The organism is Flavobacterium sp. PL02, from assembly GCF_035013205.1.
Classification (GTDB): domain Bacteria; phylum Bacteroidota; class Bacteroidia; order Flavobacteriales; family Flavobacteriaceae; genus Flavobacterium.
Map to the genome: position 1 here is coordinate 17827 of NZ_JAYGJP010000012.1, position 22675 is coordinate 40501.

Annotated in this window: 19 protein-coding genes; 8 read left to right on the forward strand and 11 right to left on the reverse strand. The window is 32.3% G+C overall.

Features of this window, described 5'->3' with window-relative positions; all coding sequences use genetic code 11:
• Positions 1 to 26 precede the first annotated feature (26 nt).
• Entirely contained in the window at positions 27 to 1046 is a 1020-nt protein-coding gene (gene adhP, locus SHI72_RS22030; protein ID WP_242667525.1) for an alcohol dehydrogenase AdhP, read from the forward strand.
• Positions 1047 to 1111: 65 nt separating this feature from the next.
• Positions 1112 to 1486: a DUF779 domain-containing protein gene (locus tag SHI72_RS22035; RefSeq protein ID WP_086896002.1), complete on the forward strand. Its 375-nt coding sequence runs from the start codon at positions 1112 to 1114 to the stop codon at positions 1484 to 1486.
• A gap of 270 nt (positions 1487 to 1756) precedes the next feature.
• Here SHI72_RS22035 and SHI72_RS22040 read toward each other — a convergent pair whose 3' ends face one another.
• The 6 genes from SHI72_RS22040 to recG all read right to left on the reverse strand — a co-directional run bounded on the left by SHI72_RS22040 (position 1757) and on the right by recG (position 12337).
• On the reverse strand, positions 1757 to 2680 hold the full coding sequence (locus SHI72_RS22040) for an AraC family transcriptional regulator (RefSeq protein ID WP_323491415.1): 924 nt from the start codon (positions 2678 to 2680) through the stop codon (positions 1757 to 1759).
• A gap of 72 nt (positions 2681 to 2752) precedes the next feature.
• Positions 2753 to 3616 (reverse strand): bestrophin family protein, encoded by an 864-nt coding sequence (locus SHI72_RS22045; RefSeq protein WP_323491416.1) that lies wholly within the window; start codon positions 3614 to 3616, stop codon positions 2753 to 2755.
• Positions 3617 to 3643: 27 nt separating this feature from the next.
• On the reverse strand, positions 3644 to 4954 hold the full coding sequence (locus tag SHI72_RS22050; RefSeq protein ID WP_039119217.1) for a TolC family protein: 1311 nt from the start codon (positions 4952 to 4954) through the stop codon (positions 3644 to 3646).
• 92 nt (positions 4955 to 5046) lie between these two features.
• Positions 5047 to 8145: an efflux RND transporter permease subunit gene (locus SHI72_RS22055; protein WP_323491417.1), complete on the reverse strand. Its 3099-nt coding sequence runs from the start codon at positions 8143 to 8145 to the stop codon at positions 5047 to 5049.
• A 90-nt stretch (positions 8146 to 8235) separates the two neighbouring features.
• A complete protein-coding gene (locus tag SHI72_RS22060) occupies positions 8236 to 9297 on the reverse strand; it encodes an efflux RND transporter periplasmic adaptor subunit (protein ID WP_039119214.1) in 1062 nt (353 codons plus the stop codon).
• A 931-nt stretch (positions 9298 to 10228) separates the two neighbouring features.
• Positions 10229 to 12337, reverse strand: a complete 2109-nt coding sequence (gene recG, locus SHI72_RS22065) for an ATP-dependent DNA helicase RecG (protein WP_323491418.1) — start codon at positions 12335 to 12337, stop codon at positions 10229 to 10231.
• Positions 12338 to 12757: 420 nt separating this feature from the next.
• Between recG and SHI72_RS22070 the strand changes: the two genes are divergently transcribed.
• From SHI72_RS22070 to SHI72_RS22080, 3 genes are all read left to right on the forward strand, one after another.
• A complete protein-coding gene (locus tag SHI72_RS22070; RefSeq protein WP_123912128.1) occupies positions 12758 to 13309 on the forward strand; it encodes an STM3941 family protein in 552 nt (183 codons plus the stop codon).
• Between the two features lie 48 nt (positions 13310 to 13357).
• The gene (locus tag SHI72_RS22075; RefSeq protein ID WP_039111945.1) at positions 13358 to 14137 is read left to right on the forward strand and encodes a hypothetical protein; all 780 of its coding nucleotides are present in this window, start codon (positions 13358 to 13360) and stop codon (positions 14135 to 14137) included.
• A gap of 251 nt (positions 14138 to 14388) precedes the next feature.
• Complete coding sequence (locus tag SHI72_RS22080) at positions 14389 to 14940, forward strand: DUF1697 domain-containing protein (RefSeq protein ID WP_039111946.1); 552 nt, start codon at positions 14389 to 14391, stop codon at positions 14938 to 14940.
• Between the two features lie 13 nt (positions 14941 to 14953).
• On the opposite strand, the gene SHI72_RS22085 is transcribed toward SHI72_RS22080, so the two are convergent.
• From SHI72_RS22085 to SHI72_RS22100, 4 genes are all read right to left on the reverse strand, one after another.
• Entirely contained in the window at positions 14954 to 15352 is a 399-nt protein-coding gene (locus SHI72_RS22085) for a hypothetical protein (RefSeq protein ID WP_323491420.1), read from the reverse strand.
• Positions 15353 to 15382: 30 nt separating this feature from the next.
• Positions 15383 to 16072 (reverse strand): aspartyl/asparaginyl beta-hydroxylase domain-containing protein, encoded by a 690-nt coding sequence (locus tag SHI72_RS22090; protein ID WP_039111948.1) that lies wholly within the window; start codon positions 16070 to 16072, stop codon positions 15383 to 15385.
• 3 nt (positions 16073 to 16075) lie between these two features.
• Positions 16076 to 16582 (reverse strand): hypothetical protein, encoded by a 507-nt coding sequence (locus SHI72_RS22095; RefSeq protein ID WP_323491421.1) that lies wholly within the window; start codon positions 16580 to 16582, stop codon positions 16076 to 16078.
• 180 nt (positions 16583 to 16762) lie between these two features.
• Positions 16763 to 17491, reverse strand: coding sequence for a diphthine--ammonia ligase (locus SHI72_RS22100; protein WP_323491422.1), 729 nt, complete (start codon positions 17489 to 17491; stop codon positions 16763 to 16765).
• Between the two features lie 104 nt (positions 17492 to 17595).
• On the opposite strand from SHI72_RS22100, the gene SHI72_RS22105 reads away from it, so the two are divergent.
• Both SHI72_RS22105 and SHI72_RS22110 read left to right on the forward strand, forming a co-directional pair.
• Entirely contained in the window at positions 17596 to 19683 is a 2088-nt protein-coding gene (locus SHI72_RS22105; RefSeq protein WP_323491423.1) for a M1 family metallopeptidase, read from the forward strand.
• A gap of 162 nt (positions 19684 to 19845) precedes the next feature.
• On the forward strand, positions 19846 to 20745 hold the full coding sequence (locus tag SHI72_RS22110; RefSeq protein ID WP_039111952.1) for a patatin-like phospholipase family protein: 900 nt from the start codon (positions 19846 to 19848) through the stop codon (positions 20743 to 20745).
• 235 nt (positions 20746 to 20980) lie between these two features.
• On the opposite strand, the gene SHI72_RS22115 is transcribed toward SHI72_RS22110, so the two are convergent.
• Positions 20981 to 21502, reverse strand: coding sequence for a hypothetical protein (locus tag SHI72_RS22115; RefSeq protein ID WP_039111953.1), 522 nt, complete (start codon positions 21500 to 21502; stop codon positions 20981 to 20983).
• 124 nt (positions 21503 to 21626) lie between these two features.
• Here SHI72_RS22115 and SHI72_RS22120 point away from each other — a divergent pair, with 124 nt between their 5' ends.
• The gene (locus SHI72_RS22120; protein WP_323491424.1) at positions 21627 to 22394 is read left to right on the forward strand and encodes a sulfite exporter TauE/SafE family protein; all 768 of its coding nucleotides are present in this window, start codon (positions 21627 to 21629) and stop codon (positions 22392 to 22394) included.
• The last annotated feature ends 281 nt before the right edge of the window (positions 22395 to 22675 follow it).

The window sequence follows — 22675 nt, forward strand, 5'->3', positions numbered from 1 at the left end:
TAAATAAAATTATGTTGCCAAAAACAATGAAAGCCGCAGTTGTAAGAGAATTTGGTTCTCTTTTAAAGATTGAAGAAGTCGAAGTAAAGCGACCAGGTAAAAACGAAATCCTTGTAAAAGTCATTGCAAGCGGAGTTTGTCATACCGATTTACACGCCATAGAAGGGGATTGGCCCGTAAAACCAAAAATGCCATTAATTCCAGGACATGAAGCCGTGGGCTATGTTGTTGCGCTAGGTCAGGATGTAAAAAATGTAAAAGAAGGCGATGCTGTTGGCGTACCATGGCTTTATAGTGCCTGTGGAGGATGTGATCAATGTATTACAGGTTGGGAAACCTTATGCGATACACAACAAAATGGTGGTTATAGTGTAGATGGTGGATTTGCCGAATATGTAATTGCCGATGCAAGATATGTTGGACTTTTACCATCAAATGTCAATTTTATGGAAATGGCTCCCATACTTTGTGCTGGAGTAACGGTGTACAAAGGGCTTAAAGAAACTGAAGTTAAACCAGGAGAATGGGTAGCGATTTCAGGAATTGGAGGATTAGGTCACGTTGCTGTACAATACGCCAAAGCAATGGGAATGCATGTTGCAGCAATAGATGTTGCCGATGATAAACTTGATTTAGCCAAAAGACTTGGAGCAGATTTAGTAGTAAACGCAAAAAATCAAAATCCTGGAGAATTCTTAAAAAAGGAAGTTGGTGGAATGCATGGGGCATTAATAACCGCCGTTTCTCCTATAGCATTCAAGCAAGGTCTTGAAACTTTAAGACGAAAAGGTACAATGGCTCTTAATGGACTTCCTCCAGGAAACTTTGATTTATCAATCTTTGATACTGTTTTAAACAGAATTACAATTCGCGGTTCGATTGTAGGTACACGTAAGGACATGAAAGAAGCAATAGAATTTGCTGTAGAAGGAAAAGTAAAAGCAACAATTACTCCTGCAAAATTAGAAGATGTCAATGATGTATTTGACAAAATGAAAAAGGGGCAAATAGAAGGAAGGGTAGTGCTTGAAATTGCAAAACCATAATTAAATCATGAAAGCAACCAACTTTATAATTATAAAGTTGGTTGCTTTTTTTAAAACACAAAATCATGATAAAAAGAATTGATGCCACGGATAAAGCGATAGAATTGATAAATATATTAAAAGAAAAACATGGTGATTTAATGTTTTATCAAGCGGGTGGTTGTTGTGAAGGTACACAACCGCAATGCTTTGAAAAAGGAGGTTTTTACCAACGAATGGGAGATGTGTGCATTGGCACAATCGAAGATACCGAATTTTGGGTAGATAAAGATTTATTTGAATATTGGAAACATGCCCATTTTACTCTCAATGTAATTGATGCTTTTGGCGTGGGAGGCTTTTCATTGGAAACACCATTAAAGAAAACATTCCAAATAGAATACCGAATTTTCACCGAAGAAGAGGAGAAAGATTTGGAACCGATTAGAATTATTTCTTGAGGTACTAAGGTTCTGAGGCACAAAGGGACAAAGGTTTCCCGTAGAGGCGCACCGTAGTGCGTTTTTTTTTGTACAATAATAGTCGAGTTACTAGCGGAGACCCTTCCTGCGTCAGGGTGACAAGTTTGTGGTTATGTATCACTAAAATTTCTTTATAACAAGATAGATTGGTTCCCGTTTCTATAAGAAACCTTTGTCTCTTTGCCCCTCAGAACCTTTGCACCTTTTCTAAAAACCTTTGTACCTCAGAACCTTAGCATCTTAGCGCCTTTAGTTAATAAACAACAACTGATATTGCTTTGGTGTAATACCTTCGTGTTTTTTAAATAATCGGATGAAATAATTTGCGTCTCCAAATCCTGATAAATAGCAAACTTCATTAATTTGTATGGAAGGATTCTTCAATAAATTTTTGGCACATTTTATTTTCTCATTCAATATATATTCTATCGGACTCATTCCTAGTTCTCTCTTAAAAAAACGATAGAATGAAGCTGTACTCATACACGCTTTATCACTCAAACTTTTTAAGTTCATGTTTTCCTTTAAATTCTGCTTGATGAATTCTGTAACTTCTGTTATTGGATTATTTGCCTGAATTACTGTTCCTTCATCAATAGATTTTACCGTTTGAGTTTGTATTATTCGAATCAATAATTCTTTCAAGGTCAAATCTGCCAAAACATCTTTGGTTATCGAGGTACTCATACATTCTTTTATAAGCTTATTGATTGTAGCAGCCATATCGACATTATTATAAAAGAAATAATTCTGATAATTTAATTGCCAATACATATCCTTTCCTTCTTTTGGATATCGCTCGTTTAAGAAATTTAAAGTGTCTGTAATTTTAGATTGCTCAATTGCCAGAGCCAAACATTGCGTGGGATTATTTCTTGTAGCATCTGGAAAATCAATTTTCATTTCTACATTTGCAGGAACTACAACAGTTTCTCCGGGTAAATAATCAAATTCGGGATCATCAAAGAGATGCATTATTTTCTTTCCTCTCAACATACTTGTAACAACCAAATCATCAAATTTTAAAGGAACTAAAGTAGATGATTCGTATGTTTCGAAAATATTTAACTCACAATGATTCAAGTTATAAATTGTCCTGTTTTCTACAAGAGTTTTTAATGATTTCTCTTTTGATAGTTGAAGTGGATTGATTAAATAACGTTGATTATTCATTGCTTTTAAATTTTAAGACGGAACTTTAAATTTAAGCAAAATATTTATAAGAAGAGTAGATTTAACGTTTAATTAAATCAACTCTTCGACATGTTTCTTAATGTTTTCGGCTATTTTTTTGGTAGGTAAATCATTTTCATCATCACCAAACGGATCTTCAATTTCCTCGGCAATAAGCTCCAAACTTGCCAATACATAAAAAACAAAAACAACTACAGGAGCAACATAATAACCTAAGCTAATAGAATAACCAAAAGGCAAAGTCATAATGTAAAAGAAAATGAATTTTTTTATGAATGCACTGTAAGAGTAGGGAATAGGCGTGTTTTTGATTCTTTCGCAAGCTCCACAAACATCTGTAAACGCTTGCAATTCATCATTTAAAATAATGAGTTGTTCACCAGATATTTTTTTCGCATCATATAAATCATTTATTTTATGAAATATGATTCTCTTTACCTGATTTGGCTTGTGTTTGTGGTGATCTATTTCTAAATCTACGTCTTCAAAAAGTTGTTTACTTGTTTCTGAATCATGCAAATGCTTGTGCAAAATATCAGCATATAGCGGAATGAATTTTCTGAAAAATTTTCTATCATTTTCATCTTTTAGCATAGCCGAAAGTTTAATAGCAAGATTTCGGCTATTATTTACAAGGCTTCCCCATAACTTTCTTCCTTCCCACCAGCGATCATATGCTGTATTTGTTCTAAAAACTAGCAGTAACGAAATTACAAAACCTAACATTCCGTGCATAATTGGAATATTCTGAACATAATCGTTTTTAGTTATTTTAAAATAATAAATTTCAAGATAACCAACAGTTGACGCGTATATTGCAATAGCAATCATGATAGGAAACAACTTCCTAACAGTGTCTGATTTATGAAAATGAAAAATAAAGGTAAACCAGTCTTTTGTATTATATGATATCATTTGCTATATGTTTGAAACAAATTTAGTTTAAAAACTAATATTTCCAGCTAATTCTTTTAATGCAATTTCAGATAATTTAGCTTCAAATTGTGCATTGCTATAACGCACTTTTGCATTTACATAATTAAGCTGTGCCGTTCTAAACTCTAGTGTTGTGATTGTCCCAATACGAAATTTATCTAGTGTAATATCTAAGTTTTGTTTGGCTATTACTTCGTTATTTTCTTCAAGATTTATCAATTCCAAATTTGTTAAATACGTTTGATAAGCAGTTGCTAATTGAGTACTCAATACTTGATTTTGTTGCTCTAAAGCAAATTTAGTATTCTCAATTTCAAGCTTAGACGTTTTTTCATTTCTATGTTGATTAAAACCGTCAAATACGTTTAAAGACGCACTAAAACCATAATTTAATCCTCGGGAAGTTGATTCACTTGTAAATCCTAAACTAGAATGACTTTCAGAAAAATTATATCCTGTATTTAATTTTACAGTAGGATAGCGATTTGCTTTTACTTGCTTTAATTGTAATTCGGCAATTCTTAAATTAATAATTTGTGATTCTAATTGTGGATTTTGTTTCTTGGCTAATTCTAATAAATTATCCAAAATCAATGTGTTATCTACCGTAACATCATCCATAACCTTGAAATCAATTTTAGAATCTCGAGCCAAAATCTGATTTAATAATATCTTGGCATTTGCATATGATTCTTTCTGTCTCAATAATGTAACCTGATCTGTGTTTAAATCTACCTGAGCATTTAATACCTCTAATTTTGAAGCTTTTCCAATAGTAAATCGGTTTTGTGCCAAAGTCAATCTTTGTTTAGAAATTACAATAGTAGTATCTAATGCTGCCAATTGTTGTTGTTGCTGAACCAAATCGTAGTAAGTAGAATTAACCTGTCCCACTTTTACTAAAATGGTACGTCGCAATTCGGCATCACCTAATTTCTGAAGTTCTTTAAGTTGATCTAATTGAGCAAACATTCTCATACCATCAAATATTGTCCAGTCTAATCCCACACCATAATTTAAACTGTTATTTTTTGCGTTGTTCAATGAAGTTGATGTTCCGTCCTGGCGTGTTTGCGAGCTATTTTGTATGCTGTTATTATCTACAACAGTAGCTGTTACTGTTGGTAACATCCCTGCATTTCCTATTGTAGCATTGGTCTCGCTAATTTTTAAATTATTTGACGCAATTTTTATTTCAAAATTATTGTCTAATGCTATTTTTACTGCGTTTTCTATGGTAAGAACTTCTTGTGCATTGCTTTTTGCAATACAAAAAAGAAACAAAACCAAGCATTTAAATAGAGTTTTAGTGTACATCATTTTTTATTTTTATTACCACAAATCAGCCATCAAAATTTTGTTTAAAAGCGATTTGTGGTTCCTATTTTTATTTAAAGTGAGTTTTGAGATTATTTATTACTATCTCTTTCATATTCTTCAATATGATCAAACTCAGGGTAATGTTTACGTGCTTTAGACCACATTAAATACATGGCAGGAATTACAAATAAAGTAAGTACTAAAGAGAAAATTGTTCCTCCCACAATTACAACTCCCATACCTATACGGCTTGTAGATGCTGCTCCAAGAGACATTGCAATTGGTAGTGCTCCTAATGCAATAGCCAAACTCGTCATTAAGATTGGTCTAAGTCGTGCTTCTGAAGCTTCTAGTATTGCTTCTAATTTTGGTTTGCCTTGTTCTCGTAATTGGTTGGCAAACTCCACAATCAAGATACCATTTTTGGTTACAAGACCAATAAGCATTACGGTACCAATCTGGCTAAAGATATTCCAAGTTTGGTTAAATAACCATAAAGAGAATAATGCTCCAGCAACTGCCATTGGCACAGTCAGGATTATAATAAACGGATCTATAAAACTTTCAAATTGAGCCGATAATATCAAGAAGATTAATAATAAAGCCAATCCAAATGCAAATGAAGTATTCGAACTACTTTCCACAAAATCTCGCGATTCTCCACCTAAATCGGTTGTAAAAGTATCATCCAGAACTTTAGCCTTTATCTCGTTCATAGCATCGATTCCGTCGCTAATACTTTTGCCTGGAGCTAAACCAGCCGAAACTGTAGCCGACATATATCTGTTATTATGATACAATTGTGGCGGATTGCTTTGCTCTTCAATCGTAACTACGTTATCCATTTGTATTAACTGTCCTTTTTTGTTTTTTACAAACATCGAAGTTAAGTCCAATGGTTTCGAACGGTCTTTTTGGTCAAACTGCCCAATTACCTGATATTGTTTTCCGTTTTTAATAAAATATCCAAAACGCTGCCCACTTAAAGAAAGCTGTAATGTTTGTGCAATATCGATAATAGAAATACCTAAACTTTCGGCTTTTTCACGATCGATACTTACATTAATTTCGGGTTTATTAAATTTTAAGTTCACATCTGTAACCGAAAAAGTATCATTTTTATTGGCTTCGTCCATAAACAACGGAATCTTTTCTCGTAGTTTTTCGAAGGTTGGTGCTTGGATAATATACTGTATTGGCAATCCTCCACGTCTATTTACAGCAATTGTAGGCTGCTCTGTTACCGAGGTTTTTGCTTCAGAATATTTTTTTGTCCATTTTGTTAATTTCTCTGCAATTTCTTTTTGAGAACGGGTTCTTTCGTTTGGTTCTTTAAGCGCAATCCTAACCCTACCACTGTTTACAGATGATGATCCAAAACCTGGTGAAGTGATTACCAAACTTACTTTTTTCTCCGGAATAGAGTCATCAATAAGTTGACCTAGCTCTTGCATAAAACGATCTGTATATTCGTATGAAGAACCTTCGGGAGTTGTTACACTTAAAACCAATGCGCTTCTATCATCATAAGGAGCAGTTTCTTTTGGTAAAATGCTGAAGAACAAATAAATTAATCCAAAACAAATGGCGATAATAGGAAAGCTCAACCATTTTCTTTTCATAAAACGGGTTAAAGCATCAGCATATCCTTTATTTAAACTTTCGAAATAAGGCTCTGTTTTAAGATAAAAATTCGATTTCTTTTGTTCGCCACCTTTCATTAAATAGGCATTTAACATAGGTGTTAAGGTCAAGGACACAAAAGCCGAAATTAATACTGCCGCTCCAATGACGACACCAAACTCTCGAAACAATCGACCAACGAATCCCTCTAAGAAGATTACTGGTAAAAATACTGCAGCAAGCGTTATCGAAATTGAGATTACCGCAAAGAAAATCTCATTTGATCCTTTTATAGCAGCTTCAATAGGCGACATTCCTTCTTCGACTTTCTTAAAGATATTCTCCGTTACCACAATTCCGTCATCGACCACAAGTCCCGTAGCCAAAACAATTGCAAGTAATGTTAATACGTTTATTGAGAATCCAAAAAGCCACATGATAAAAAATGTAGCTACCAAGGAAACTGGAATATCAATTAAAGGTCTAAATGCGATTGCCCAATCTCTAAAAAACAAAAAGATAATCAAGATAACCAAAACTATAGATATCAATAATGTTTCGGCAACTTCCAAAACAGATTTTTTCACAAAAAGCGTACTGTCTATTGCAATATCAAGCTTAATATCTTTAGGAAGATCTTTCTTTAAAGCATCGTATTTTTTATAAAACTCTTTTGAGATGTCAAGGTAATTAGCTCCTGGCATAGGTACAATCGCAAGACCTATCATAGGAAGTCCTGATTGGCTCAATTTTGTTTCGGTATTTTCTGGACCTAATTCGGCATTACCAACATCGCTAAAACGAACTATTTTTTCACCTTCAGAACGAATAATAATATTATTAAACTCTTCTGGTTTAGATAAATTTCCAACCGTTTTTACTGTAAGTTCGGTATTGTTTCCTGTTAGTTTTCCAGAAGGTAACTCAACATTTTGTGCATTTAAGGCATTACGAACTTCAGATACGGTACAACCATATGCAGCTAGTTTTATAGGATCAATCCATAAACGCATGGCGTAACGTTTTTGTCCCCAAATTTGAACTGCACTTACTCCTGGAATTGTTTCTAATCGTTGCGAAATAACATTCTCTGCATAATCACTCAGTTCAAGCGCACTTCGTGTATCACTTTGAACTGTCATCGAAATTATAGATTCTCCATTGGCATCAGCCTTAGAAACAACAGGCGGAGCATCTATATCCTGAGGTAAACTTCTAACGGCTTGTGATACTTTATCACGAACATCGTTTGCCGCTTCTTCTAGATTTTTATCTAGATTAAACTCGATTGTAATATTACTACTTCCTTGTACACTCGACGAAGTAATGTTTCTAATTCCGTCAATCGCATTAATTGCTTTTTCAAGAGGTTCAGTAATTTGAGATTCTATAATGTCTGAATTTGCTCCTGTATAATTAGTACGTACAGAAACTTGTGCCGGATCAATAGACGGAAACTCTCTTACGCCTAAAAAGCTATATCCAATAAGACCAAACAATACAATTGCAAGATTTAAAACAATTGTTAATACTGGTCTTCTTATACTTGTGGTTGATAAACTCATATGAGATTTATGATTTTGATCCCGATAACTATCAGGATTAGATTTTAAAATAATGAAAATTGAGTTGGATTATTAAATAATTCAAAATCTCTATTTTTTCACTTTTACTTTAATTGGATCGTCATTTTTTAATGCCATTACACCGCTAGTTATAACAGTATCTCCCTTTTTTAAACCTGATAAAATCAAGATAGACGCATCTGTTCTTGTAGCCGTTTCTACCATTACTTCTTTGGCTTTGCCAAAATTAGAAATAAAGACTTTTTTTCCGTTTTGTACAGGTACAATAGCTTCCGTAGGAACCACAATTGCATCTTTTATAATATCTAATGGTAATTTTACATCAGCAAATGTTCCAGGGAATAATTTGCCATCTTTATTTTCGGCGATAGCTCTAATCTGAAGCGTTCTTGTTTCTACAGCTACTTCAGGCTCAATAGCATAAACTTTAGCCGTATATTGTGTTTCAGACCCAGAAACCGTAAAAGTAATAATAGAATTGTTTCTTACCTGACTTGCGTATTTCTCTGGAATCGAGAATGTAATTTTTAATTTGCTTGTATTAACCAATTTAGCAACCAAGATAGTTGGTGTAATATAAGTTCCCGGAGAAATTGATCGTAATCCTATCTTTCCAGAAAATGGTGCTTTTACAGATGTTTTTGCAATTTGAGCACGTATTAATTGGGTTTGTGCTTGCGCAGAAGCGTGGTCGGCTCTTGCAACTTCATATTCTTCTTGGCTAATAGCTTCTTTTTGAAGTAATAACTTTGCTCTTCTTTCGTTTTCGGCAGCCAAACCTTCTTTAGTAGTGGCTTGTCTTAATTGCGCTCTTAATTCTATATCATTTACCTTAAAAAGAACTTGACCTTTGGTTACGTTGCTTCCTTCACTAAAATAAATTCCTTCGACAATACCCGAAACTTCACTACGAATTTCTACTTGCTCATTGGCTTCAATAGATCCGGATAAAGATAAATTATTATCAAAAGTTTGAGTATCTACAACAACTCCCGAAACTGTTGTGGTTTTGTTTTTACCGTTCTGACCTTTAGATTCGTCGTTCTTATTTTTATTAGATACAACTCGGTAAGCGATAAATCCGCCAATTCCGATTATTAGCAAGGCATATACAAGGTTTTTTACTTTCATGAGATTTAGGTAAAGCTAGAATTAATAGATTATGGTTTTAAGTGAATTCACAAATTTAGTTTTTTGTATTGAAAACCTATGACCTTATTTTTTATTTAACAATTGTATGTACAAATATTAATATTTTCGTTAAAATAAGATACAAAAGGGCAATGCTAGAAACAGAGGTTCTGAGTTACAAAGCCTCTAATTTTCTAAGATTTACAATAAACATAAGTTCAAAAATTTGTATTAAGACTCCATTCGTGAAGAAAGGTTTAAAGGGGGTAATAAAAAAAAGTTTTTTTAAGGTTTAAAAAAGGTACAAAGGTTTTAAGGAAGGTACAAAGGTTTAAGAAAGGCGCAAAGTTGCAAAGGTTCTGAGGTACTAAGATTAGAAAAACGAGAAGAACTAGGTTAATCAAAAAGTAGCCGCAATATAACCCCAATCTTGTCTCCCTGACGGAGGAAGGGTCTCCGTAAGTAGCTCGAGAATTTTAAGGAAGGTACAAAGGTTTTGAGAAAGGTACAAAGTTGCAAAGGTTCTGAGGTTCTAAGAAGGTTCATAAGAATAAAATTTAACAAGCTTTGCGAACATTGCATATCCCGATGCTTCGGGATTGCGTCCCTTGCGGTTAATTTTACCAAATACATCCACAAACTTGTCTCCCTGATGGAGGAGTAGCTCGGCAATCTAAGAAAGAAGCTAAGAAAAAAAGTGAGTGTTTACTCTATTTTATATGTAGTGTATTTACTATATGTTACATACATACTTATATTGTGGTTCTGTTGTAGTTACGTTGCAGTAAAATTTACCGCAAAGAACGCAAGGTTTTACGCAAAGTTCGCAAAGCTTTATCCTGATGAATCTTCTTCAAATCTTAGTATCTTAGAACCTTAAAACCTTTGTCCCTTTGCACCTTCCTCAAACCTTTGAACCTTAAAAAAAGAATTAACTAATATAATTCCAGATATTCTTTTTCTTTGTTAATTCGATGAAAATGGCTTTAAGGATTGCATTTTCTGGTTTTTGCAATGGAGCATCTTCTTTTAGGACTTTTAAAGCATAATTTCTGGCTAGAGCCAAAATATCACGATCACGAACAATATCGGCGATTTGAAGATTAAGTACACCGCTTTGTTGCGTTCCCATTAAATCACCAGGACCACGAAGTTTTAAGTCAACTTCGGCAATTTCGAAACCGTCATTGGTTTGAACCATAGTTTCCATTCGGGTTTTACTATCCGAACTTAGTTTATGCGAAGTCATTAAGATACAATAACTCTGCTCGGCACCACGACCTACACGACCACGTAATTGATGCAGTTGCGAAAGTCCGAAACGTTCGGCACTTTCTATAATCATCACACTGGCATTTGGTACGTTTACACCAACCTCAATAACGGTTGTAGCAACCATTATATTCGTTTTCCCTTCCGAGAAACGTTTCATTTCTGAATCTTTATCTACTGGTTTCATTTTTCCGTGAAGGATAGAAATCGAATAATTAGGTAGGGGAAAATCACGAGAAATACTCTCATAACCATCCATCAAGTCCTTGAAATCCATTTTTTCTGATTCTTGAATCAATGGATATACAATATAAATTTGTCTTCCAAGAGCAATTTCATCACGCAAAAACTTCCAGACTTTCAATCGGTTACTATCATAACGATGAACTGTTTGGATTGGTTTTCGTCCTGGAGGCAATTCGTCGATTACCGAAATATCTAAATCACCATATAAACTCATCGCCAGAGTACGCGGAATAGGCGTAGCGGTCATAACTAATACGTGTGGCGGAATTTCGTTCTTTTTCCATAATTTAGAACGTTGCTCTACACCAAAACGGTGTTGCTCATCGATAACGGCTAAACCTAAGTTTTTAAATTTTACTTTGTCTTCTAGTAAAGCGTGTGTTCCTATTAAAATATGTAAACTACCGTTTTCTAATTCTTCATGAATTATTCTTCTGGCAGCAATTTTGGTTGAACCTGTTAGTATTTTTACATTGATATCTAATGTCGCTGCTAATTCTGATAATCCCACAAAATGCTGATTTGCTAAGATTTCTGTAGGTGCCATTAAGCATGCCTGAAAACCATTATCGAGCGCCAATAACATACTCATAAACGCAACGATAGTTTTTCCCGAACCTACATCTCCTTGCAATAATCGATTCATTTGGGCATTACTACCCATATCGGTACGTATTTCCTTGATTACTCTTTTTTGAGCATTTGTAAGTGCAAAAGGCAAGTGATTTTGATAAAACACATTAAAATATTCACCTACTTTTACAAATGGATGTCCTTTTATTTTATGCTTTCTAATCAGGTTTTTAGTTATCAGTTGCAACTGAATAAAAAACAATTCTTCAAATTTTAATCGGTATTGGGCTTTCGCCAAAGTATCGGCACTTTTAGGAAAATGTATGTTGAATAAAGCTGCTTTTTTAGGAATCAGTTTTAACTCATTTACCAAATAATCGGGAAGTGTTTCAGTAAATAAAGTTTGTGTTTCCAGAAATAATTGCTGCATGAGTTTGTTAATCACACGATTTGAAATCCCTCTATTAGCCAAGGTTTCTGTCGATGGATAAACAGGTTGCATTGCAGAGCGAAGGCTTTGTTCGTGTTCGCTCATGAGTTCAATTTCGGGATGCGACATACTAAACTGACTTCCGTATAAACTGCATTTCCCAAAAATTACACAAACTTCGTTAAGTTTTAAACTCTCACGAATCCATTTATGTCCCTGAAACCAGTTTAAGTCTATTTGTCCCGTATCATCTACAAAAGTAGCAACCAAACGTTTTTTATTTTTGGCAAATTCAACGGTCTTTATATTGATGATTTTACCAACAATCTGAACTTCGGCAGCAGTATTCTGTAATTCGTTAATCTTATAATATCGTGTTCTGTCTATATATCTATTTGGAAAAAAATTAACCAAATCAATATATTTATGAATCCCCAATTCCTTACGCAGCAATTCGCCACGATTAGGGCCAACACCTTTTAAGTATTCGATAGGAGTTTGAAGAAGATAATTAGACATTCTTTATTTAGACGATTAGATTTTTAGACTTCTTAGATTTACGAACTTTTTTATCTTTAAATATTTCAATAATTAAATCTTTTAATTTCTATTTTATCTTTAAATATTTATAAAAAGCGAAGATAGATTTTAATTAGGAAAATAGAAAATACAATTGTTTTGAAAAAGTTAAATGCTTTTATTTATAATAAGAAAGAATCATTTATCTATCTCATAAAATAAATAGTCAACTCTATAAAACAAATATTTTAAGAATATATTTCTTAAAAAAGTTTCTTTTAGTAAGTTTTTTATACAAAATAAAATACTTATTTTTGAAAAACTCTAGAGGAAGAGCTAATTAATTCTATAATAAATTCTTTTCTCAACACTATTTGAGATGAAGAATTATAATATAAAATTACTGCTGAAATAAAAATTATGCAAAGACTTCCTTACCACATTTACCTAAATAAAAAAACAATTATAATCCGTTTTGCTTTATGTCTATCCCTCTTCTTAATTGCAGTTTGGATGTTATGGCACAATACAAAACAGTTTTATGATGGTCAAAATTTTCATCCAGAGGTACTGTTTTTATCTCCTTTTGTGATTATTGGAATGCTCTTTTATACAATAAGAGAAGTGCGCTTATTTGATAATAATGAGATACAAATAACACTTAATCATAAAGGAATTATTTTTTACGGAAAATATTTCATTGAAATTGGAGTAGTAAATTGGGAAGACATAACAAGATGTGTTGAAACAAAGGAACAATACGAAACTGTATTAAATATAATTGTTCATCAACCAGATATTTATATAAATAAAATTAAAAATGAAAAGTACCGTAAAAAAGTAGAAACTTACTGTAATGAAAATGGTAATGTCTTATTATGGATAAATGTAAGGCTTTTAAATTGTGATCTTACGGAATTAAAAAGAAACATTTTTCAAATGATAGATAAAACAAAGAATACAAATAACTAAGATTAAGCAATTATTTGCTATTTAATAACCCCCAAACTAATTAACAAAATGATTTACGTTTACGAAATTGTAACAAAGCCTTTAACTTCAAAAATTATTTCAGATGAAATCTGTCCCGTATGTAATAAAAATGGATGTATTGAATTAACATTGTATGTGCGTTATATCTCTATGGTTATCCCTTTCTTTGGAATGGGACGGAAAACAGGAGTAGTTTGTACCAATTGCGGTGAAGTTTTAAAAAACCCTGATGCATCTGTATTTGCAAAGAAAAAATACTCAGCCAATATAGAAGCTGAGATTAATCAGATTAGAAATAATCACAAAAGAACTTTATGGCAGTTATTATACCCGTGGTCATTTTGTATTGTATTACCATTAATCGTTTTAATTGCATTGGGTTATAGTAAGATTAATAACAAATCAATTGAGAAAAAGTCTGAGGAGTATGCTGCATTAATTACTAATCCGCAATCTGGAGATATTTACAAATCAACATGGTCTCAAGAAAATAGCCAGTTGCAAGGTGCATTAGTGAAACTGATACGAATTGATGCTGATACGATGTATGTTATCCGTAGTAAAGAAATGATTCCTATGAGTTTTTCTAAAGCAGAATGGGATAAGCTTTCTTCTAATGCCGACGCATTCGATTCTAAAGAGTATAAAGTAAAGAAATTTACAGATTTAAAAGGAGGCAATTTTGGGCAGTTTTTCATGTACAATAAAGATCATAATGGTAAAATGACTCCAAAATATTTGGGAGCAATACTTGATAATACTGCTGCAATGGATTTAAATTTTGAAACGATAGTACGAGCAAAATAAAAAATATAATATCAGTAGTTTTTATGATTCTAAATAGATTTATAAAAACTACTGATATCTTGATAAATAAGAATCTATGCATTTGTCTAATTTAATCAAAGTTCAAACATTTTAAAAGAAAGGTAAAAAAGAATATCCCGTTCAATTTTTATTGAAATTTAATATCGAAACTTAATTAGTAACTATTTTTAAATCACTCTGGGTTTTTATTATAATTGAATCTTTATCTTTGAAAAAATAAAATCAATACAATGACAACTCATCTCGCATTACTTCGTGGTATCAATGTTTCTGGACACAACATGATAAAAATGGAAGCTCTAAAAACAACACTTGAAGCTATTGGTTTTAAGAACGTACAAACGTATATTCAGTCGGGAAATGTTTTTGTAGATACCGATGAAGACAATGCATCCAAAGTTGGCTTTGTAATCAAACAAGAAATTTTTAAAGTCTTTGGACACGAAGTGCCTATTGTTGTTATTAATAAACAAGATTTAGAAGCTTGTTTTAAGAATAATCCTTTCTTAAAAGAAAAAGACGCTGACATTAAAAAATTGTACGTGGCTTTTATTTCGATAGCATTGAAAAGTGATAGTATAAATGATTTAAAAATAAGTCAGTTTAAGCCAGACGAAGCTAGTATTGATGGTAACAGAATATTTATTAAATACGCTGTTGGCGCAGGAAAAACCAGATTTGACCAGAAATATATTGAGAAAAAACTAAACGTAACTGCAACGATAAGAAACTGGAATACAGTAACTCAATTATTAAAAATTTACGAAGAAAGAGAAGTTTAAAAACTAAACGTATTTACTTAGAGATTTGAATCGATACTTTTTTTAGATAAATAGTATCAGTATTATGTACGGCACCTTTTCTCATCCCGCCACCAAAAGGATTGTGCAGATCTATAGATTTCTTTTCGTAACCCTCTTTGTAAATAGCTTCATTAACATGTAATGGTGGTGCTTCATAACCAACAAAAGTAAATTGAGAATATCTTATTTCTTTTAAATTAAAATAGCCCATTGCATTGGTTAAGCTTTCTCCTACGTTACAATTTTCGATAGGAGTATGGGTTGTTTCGTCATAGATATAGCCCATAATTTGTGGTCTTTGGCATCTACTTACTAAACAACTCTGGAATGAAAATGCGACAATAATTATGGTAATTATTATTCCGAATTTTCTAAAATTTGATTTATTCACTTGTGTTTATTCTTTTTAATTAAATTAGGCTTACTCTAAATTTTTAATAAGCTCATCTGCCATTGGCGTATTCATTCTTTTTAACTCGGCAATCATGAGTTGTTTTTGCTCTTCGCTCATTACTGGTGCAGCTTTTACAAATTGGTCTTTGTCTGCCTCTTTATAAAACATTGCATCAGTCCATTCATTTCTTATCCCATCGATTACAAGATGAATGCGGTTTTCTGTGCCACGATTGGCAACCGAATGAATAAAATTAGCATCTATATACCAACATTCTCCTTCATTCATAATTAAGCGAGTACCATCTAAGATAAACTCGACTTGGCTATTTGTAATTATCGGAATATGTAATCTAAAAGAATCATCTTCATATCCTAAACAATTATCGCTATGCGGCTTAATTTCAGCTCCAGCGGCTAATTGCAATAACCGTACAGCAGTTTTTTCGAATAAAAAACCATCTAATATTTCTTTAAAATAGGTGCAAGAATCTAATATTTCGGTAGCAACTAGTTTTTCATCATTGTTTGAAAAAGCATAAATAGCGTCCGATTTTCCGCTTTGTGACATTAAAGCAATCGAAGTCCATTTTCCTGAATAATCATTCGTATTATAATGATCAATCCAGTTTTTATCGATGATTTTCTGGAAATCATTTTTTAGTTTTTCCTTATCAAACAAAAGAGGAAACTTTATAGAGCGCACTAATTTATCCATAATTTATTCTCTTAACCATTTTATCATTGTAGGAAATGCTTCTTTTCCTTCATTTGTTGCTCGTTCTTTTCCTAATGTAAGTCCTGCCCATTCAAGAAAAGGCAAACCTATATAGTTTTCATCATTAAAATTTGAAATTAACCATTCTGAATCATTTTTGTACCCATTAGGATGAAATACAAATTCTATTGGTAATTTTAAATGTTTTGCTGCTGCAAAAGACCAAAGAATTGTTGCAATTTCTTCTCCTTCTGTTGGCCAATTAGTTGCCATTTTATCTGTGCCAACTAATTCTCTTTCGGCAGTGGTAGTAACCGCCAAATGTCCTGCTTCGTGCAGAATATCTCCAGGATACAATAATTTTTCAAAATCAATATAAATACAATTTGAGCCTAAAGATAATCCTGGTAAAAAAGTGTTATTTAATTCCTTTTCGACAACTTTAATTCCGATTTCGTCCAAGAAAAATAAAATCTTCTCTATTTCTAAGCTCTTTTCTTTTACAGGCATTTGTATGACTTTTAAAATAATATTATTGAGTTATATAGTTAGAATGCATAAAACCAAGACTGTAACAAAAAAAAAGCTAACCATATAAGTAATATAAGTTCATTTAAGTTTGCACAGATTCGATTATACTTACATTTACTTACGTTGCTTATATGGTTAAAATAATTAATGTCTTACTGTTTATATCAAATCGCAATACCAAAATCCATAATCAAAAGTATCGCTTGCATTTGTATCACAAGCTGTATCGCTAGATTCTGTTTTAGGTTTTTCATATTTTCGATGTACAATTTCTCCAATTTCAAATTGTATTGGTTCAGAAAAAATAGGTCCATCGAAAGTAAAGGTATGAAATTCGCCATTTTCTCCACATACATCTACATTATCTGGCAAATCATTTATAAAATCCTGATCGATTACACGACCTACAAAACTCTTATCAAGAAAGCGTTCGTTTACACAAACCACTATTGTTTTAAAACCTAAAGATATAAATTCCTGAATTAAATCTTTTGTTGGTATTTTCCATAACGGGAATACGGCTTCAAACCCAATATCTATCAATTTATCTTCACGGTACTTTCGTAAATCTTCCAGAAATATATCTCCAAAAATAGAATATTTAACACCTTGATCTTTAAGTTTAGCCAATGTTTTAGTCATTACTTCTTCATAAACTTCCATTGTTGGCATTTCTGGAATTTGCATAATTTCTAGCGGTAATCCAATACTTTTTGCTTGTTGTTCTAATAACTCTACACGAACTCCATGCATCGAAATACGCTGAAACTGCTGGTTGACACTGGTAAGCAAACAATTTATTTCGAATTCTTTTTCTTGTTGTATTTTATATAATGCTAAAGCTGAGTCTTTGCCGCTGCTCCAATTAAATAAGGCGATTTTTTTCAAAGGAATTGTTTAAATATTTTCTGAAAGTAAACATACAAATTTCCTTCGATTTGTTCATCAATCCTTTGTAACTTTGGAAACCTTTGCATCAAATAAAACAAATAATGAAATACCTCTTTTTTTTCTTTTCCCTTTTCAGTTTTGCTCAACAAACCCAATATGTCGATTTTAAATCAGTTTTAGGGGAAATCACTATCAATACAACAGACAGATCAATATCAGGGAATGTGATATATGATTTTGATGTTCTAAAACCTATCGATACTATAAAAATTGATGCTCAAAATATGTCGTTTTCGAATTTAAAAATCAACGGAAATGAAATTATATTTATTAATACAAACAAGCAATTACAATTAATTTTTCCGTTCCAAAAAGGAAAAAACACACTTACATTTAATTATTCAGCCAAGCCAAAACAGGCATTGTATTTTGTGGGTAACTTTGACTCCGCTCAAGGTGATAAATCAGATGATGTAAATGGACAAGTATGGACACAAGGACAGGGAAGATATACCAGTAATTGGTTCCCAAGTTTTGATGATGTAAATGAAAAAGTAGTTTTTAACCTAAATATTACTTTTGATAAAAACTATAAAGTTATCTCAAACGGATTATTAAAAAACAAACTCGAAAATGGGAATTCTATTGTTTGGCAATATCGAATGCAAAATCCTATGAGCTCTTATTTACTAATGCTTGCCATTGGGAAATATGAAGAAAAAGAGCTCAAATCTAAATCCAGAATCCCTTTAGAATATTACATCGAAAATAATGATATCTCTCGTTTTGAGCCAACTTATCGCTATTCTAAACAGATTTTCGACTTTTTGGAGAAAGAAATAGGAGTGAAGTACCCTTGGGAAATATACAAGCAAGCTCCTGTTCGTGATTTTATATATGCGGGCATGGAGAATACAACAGCTACTTTGCTTTCTACCAGATATGTTGTTGATTCTATAGGCTTTGAAGATAGAAAATACACCAATGTTAACGCACACGAATTGGCGCACCATTGGTTTGGAAATTTAATTACTGCCGAAAGTAGTACGCATCATTGGCTGCAAGAAGGTTTTGCAACCTATTATGCTTTGCTTGCTGAGAAAGAAATTTATGGTGAGGATTATTTTTATTCCAAATTATACGATACTGCACAACAATTAAAATATGCATCAAGAACTGACACAATTCCAGTCTTGAATGCCAAAGCTAGTTCGCTTACTTTTTACGAAAAAGGGGCTTGGGCTTTATTTGTTTTACATGATGCTTTGGGTGATAAAACATTCAAAAAAGTAATTAAGAATTATTTGAAAAAATATGCGTTTCAGACTGTAAATACGGACGAATTTTTTGTAGAAATAAAAAAACTCTCTAATTATGATTTAAAAGAATTCTCAAAAGTATGGCTTGAAACGACTGCTTTTAATACACAACAAGCAAATGAATTGTTGAGCAAAAATAAAGCGATTCAAATACGCTTAGAAGTTGATAAAGCTAGTAAAAAGCCTTTAGCAGAAAAAGAAGCTTTTTTGATGAAAACATTACAATCGGATGTTTATTTTACAGTTAAAAAAGCAATTGTAAACCAATTGAAGAATGAAAAATATGAGGCGAAAAAGCAATTACTCATTCTGGCTTTAAACACAAACGACCTACAAGTTCGACAAGAAGTAGCTGTTTCTTTGCCAAAAATTCCTGAAGATTTCAGACCTCTGTATGAGTCTTTACTAGATGATAAATCATACCAAACGCAGGAAATAGCGCTGTTTTATCTGTGGAATAATTTTCCTTCTCGTCGCAGCGAATATTTAAATAAATCGAAAAACTGGATAGGATTTAACGACTATAATTTAAGAACATTATGGTTATCATTAGCTTTATCAACACCTAATTACGCAACAGAACCAGAAGTTTTAATTAATGAATTAATAGAATATTCTTCGCCTAAATATGAAGCAACAACACGCCAGAATGCTTTAGAAAAATTAATAGATTTTCGATTAACAAATGATATTGTATTAACAAACTTAGTAAACGCGACAACGCATCATATGTGGCAATTTTCTAAATTTGGTAGAGATACTATTCGATTATTATTAAAAAATAGTGAAATGCGTACTTCATTTGAAAGAATTTTGCCTAATTTGTCCTCGAATGAACAGTTTCAATTAGAACGTTTGTTGAAAGAGTAAAAAGAGAATAGAAGAAAGAGAATAGAAGAAAGAGAATAGAAGAAAGAGAACAGAAGAAAGAGAATAGAAGAAAGAGAATAGAAGAAAGAGGATAGAGTAAAGGTTTAGTCTATTTTCTTTGTTCTTTCTTCTATTCTCTTAAAAAAAAACTACAATACATTTATGAGAGCATTGGTTATTTCAGGAGGAGGAAGCAAAGGAGCTTTTGCCGGAGGAGTTGCACAATATTTATTACAAATAAAAAAATGTGAATACGATTTATTTCTAGGCACATCTACAGGAAGTCTACTTATTCCGCATTTGGCACTTGGAAATATTGATAAAATCCATGGAATCTACACCAATGTAAGCATGAATAAAATATTTAATATCAGCCCTTTTGTTGTAAAAGAGAAAGGCGGTATTGATATTGTTACCATAAATCACTTTAATGTATTACGTCAGTTTTTTAAAGGAAAAAGAACCTTTGGTGAAAGCAAAAGATTGCAAAAATACATCAAAGATCATTTGTCTTTATCTGAATTTAATCAGCTAAAAAAACTAAAAACTGATGTTGTTGTTACGGTTACCAACTTGTCTCGAAATGAAGCTGAATATAAATCGATAAAAGATTGTTCTTACGATGAATTTTGCGATTGGATTTGGATATCAAGTAACTATATTCCGTTTATGAGTTTAGTGTCTAAAAACAACTCAGAATATGGAGACGGAGGATTCTCAAGTTTGGTACCAATACGTGAAGCCATAAATCGTGGTGCAACCGAGATAGATGTGGTTATTCTGGAAACTGAAGTAAACACTACAAAAAGTACAATTGGCAAAAATCCGTTCTCGTTAATGATAGATTTGTTCCGAATTGCTCTAGATCAGGTTGAGAAACATGATATTGCTATTGGAAAACTATTGGCGAAAAACAAAAATGTGAAACTGAACTTGTTTTATACACCAACAAAACTAACCAATAACGCATTAATTTTTAACAAAGAAGAAATGAAAAAGTGGTGGGAAGAAGGATATGAATATGCTCAGAATAAGTCTGAAATTATGAGTGATAATAGATGATTTTAGATTTTAGAATGTAGATTTTAGATTAATAAAGATTGAACTTAATTAAATAAGTTAGTATTCACTGAATCATTTTAACCATGTAAGTGATGTAAGTAAATATAAGCGCAACTAATCAGCATAAAACTTAAATGAACTTACATCACTTATATGGTTAACTTTTTTATTATAATCTTAAAATTCTATATAAGTCAGATGTTTTATTCTTCACTCTAAAATCTACAATTAAAGATTACCACATTTCGCTTACTTCTCTTTTAATATATCCTAAAGCAGCACTGCTTGGTGATTGCTTATCAAATAAATCATTTAAGATAACCTCACGTAATTTATCTGCACTGTCTACACGGTCGCTCATATTTGCTTTACGAATCATCTGGATTGTAGCATTTTTAGCTGTGGTTACAATAGTCCAACATTCATCAGACATATATATTTGTTGCGTTAAGTTATGCTCGAATTCTTGCTCGATTTGTGCAATAACTAAATTTTCATAATCATTTTTATCATTAGATATTGGCGCAACGCGTATCAATAAATTAGTTAAACTAATACGTTCTAAGTATAAAGTAATTCGTTCATAAGCTTGTAATCGTAAAGGCAAAGCTTGTTTTTGAGCATCTTTTTGCAATAACCATCTTCTTGTATTTTGTTTATCCTGAAGATACGATTTGAAAAAATAATAAGCTACGCTTCCTGTTATGATTGAAGGTATAGTATAAGCTAGAACTTCTATGATTTTGTTTGAATCCATTTTTATAATTTAAGGAAACAAAAATATACTTTTGGTTGTAATTCAGCATCATTTTAATTGTAATATTTGTTTAAGAAGGCTAATTTTGCTGACATTCAAATTTTAATCAAATACTACACTATAATTGGAAAACTATATTATAATTTTGCTTTGTTTAGCTGCTTTTGCAGCAGGATTTATTGATGCTATTGTAGGCGGTGGCGGGTTAATCCAAACTCCAATGGGATTAATTTTATTACCAAATTTACCTGTTTCGACTGTTATTGGAACTCTGAAATTACCTGCATTTAGCGGAACCGCTTTTGCTGCTTTTCAATACATGAAAAAAGTAACCATTCAATGGAAGTTATTATTGATTATGATGGTTTTAGCAGTCCCATCTGCATTTTTAGGATCTACTTTATTGACTTATGTTAGCAATGATTTTATGAAACCATTGTTACTGGTAGTTTTATCGCTATTGCTAATTTATACTTATGCTAAAAAGAATTTTGGTCAACATGTGGCCAAAGATCATTCAGCTAAAACCCAAATATTATATGCTGTTGTAATTAGTATAATAGTTGGTTTTTATGATGGTTTTATTGGCCCTGGAACTGGCAGCTTTTTTGTAGTTGCTTTTATAGCCTTAATGGGTTTCGATTTTTTGCAAGCTTCGGCAAATGCCAAAATGGTGAACTTAGCTACTAATTTTGGATCTATCTGTTTGTTTATTATAAAAGGAAAGATCATTTGGACAATTGCAATTCCTATGGCCATAAGTAATGGACTTGGTGGATGGCTTGGTGCTAAGCTGGCAATAAATAAAGGAAATGGTTTTATTAGAGTTTTCTTTTTGATTGTCGTAATCGGTACGTTGATACGTTTTGCTTATGATGTATTTTATAAATAGAGGTTCTGAGAGGCTAAGATTCTAAGATGCTAAGTTTTTTTCATCTTTGATATTTTGAACCTTAGTACCTCGCTTAGAACCTTAGACTCTTTTAAAAAAAAACTATTGTTTGAGTTTAGCCCCGATAGAGGTGATATCCTCGCAGTGAAACGGAGAGATAAAGCCGAAAGCGGGAACTTTGCTTCTTAAAAATGCCTTTTGTTGTGCTTCAAAAAAAACTTAGCAACTCAGTGTCTTAACAGCTTAGGAACTTTCTTTTTAAATTCTTATTTTTGCATCAA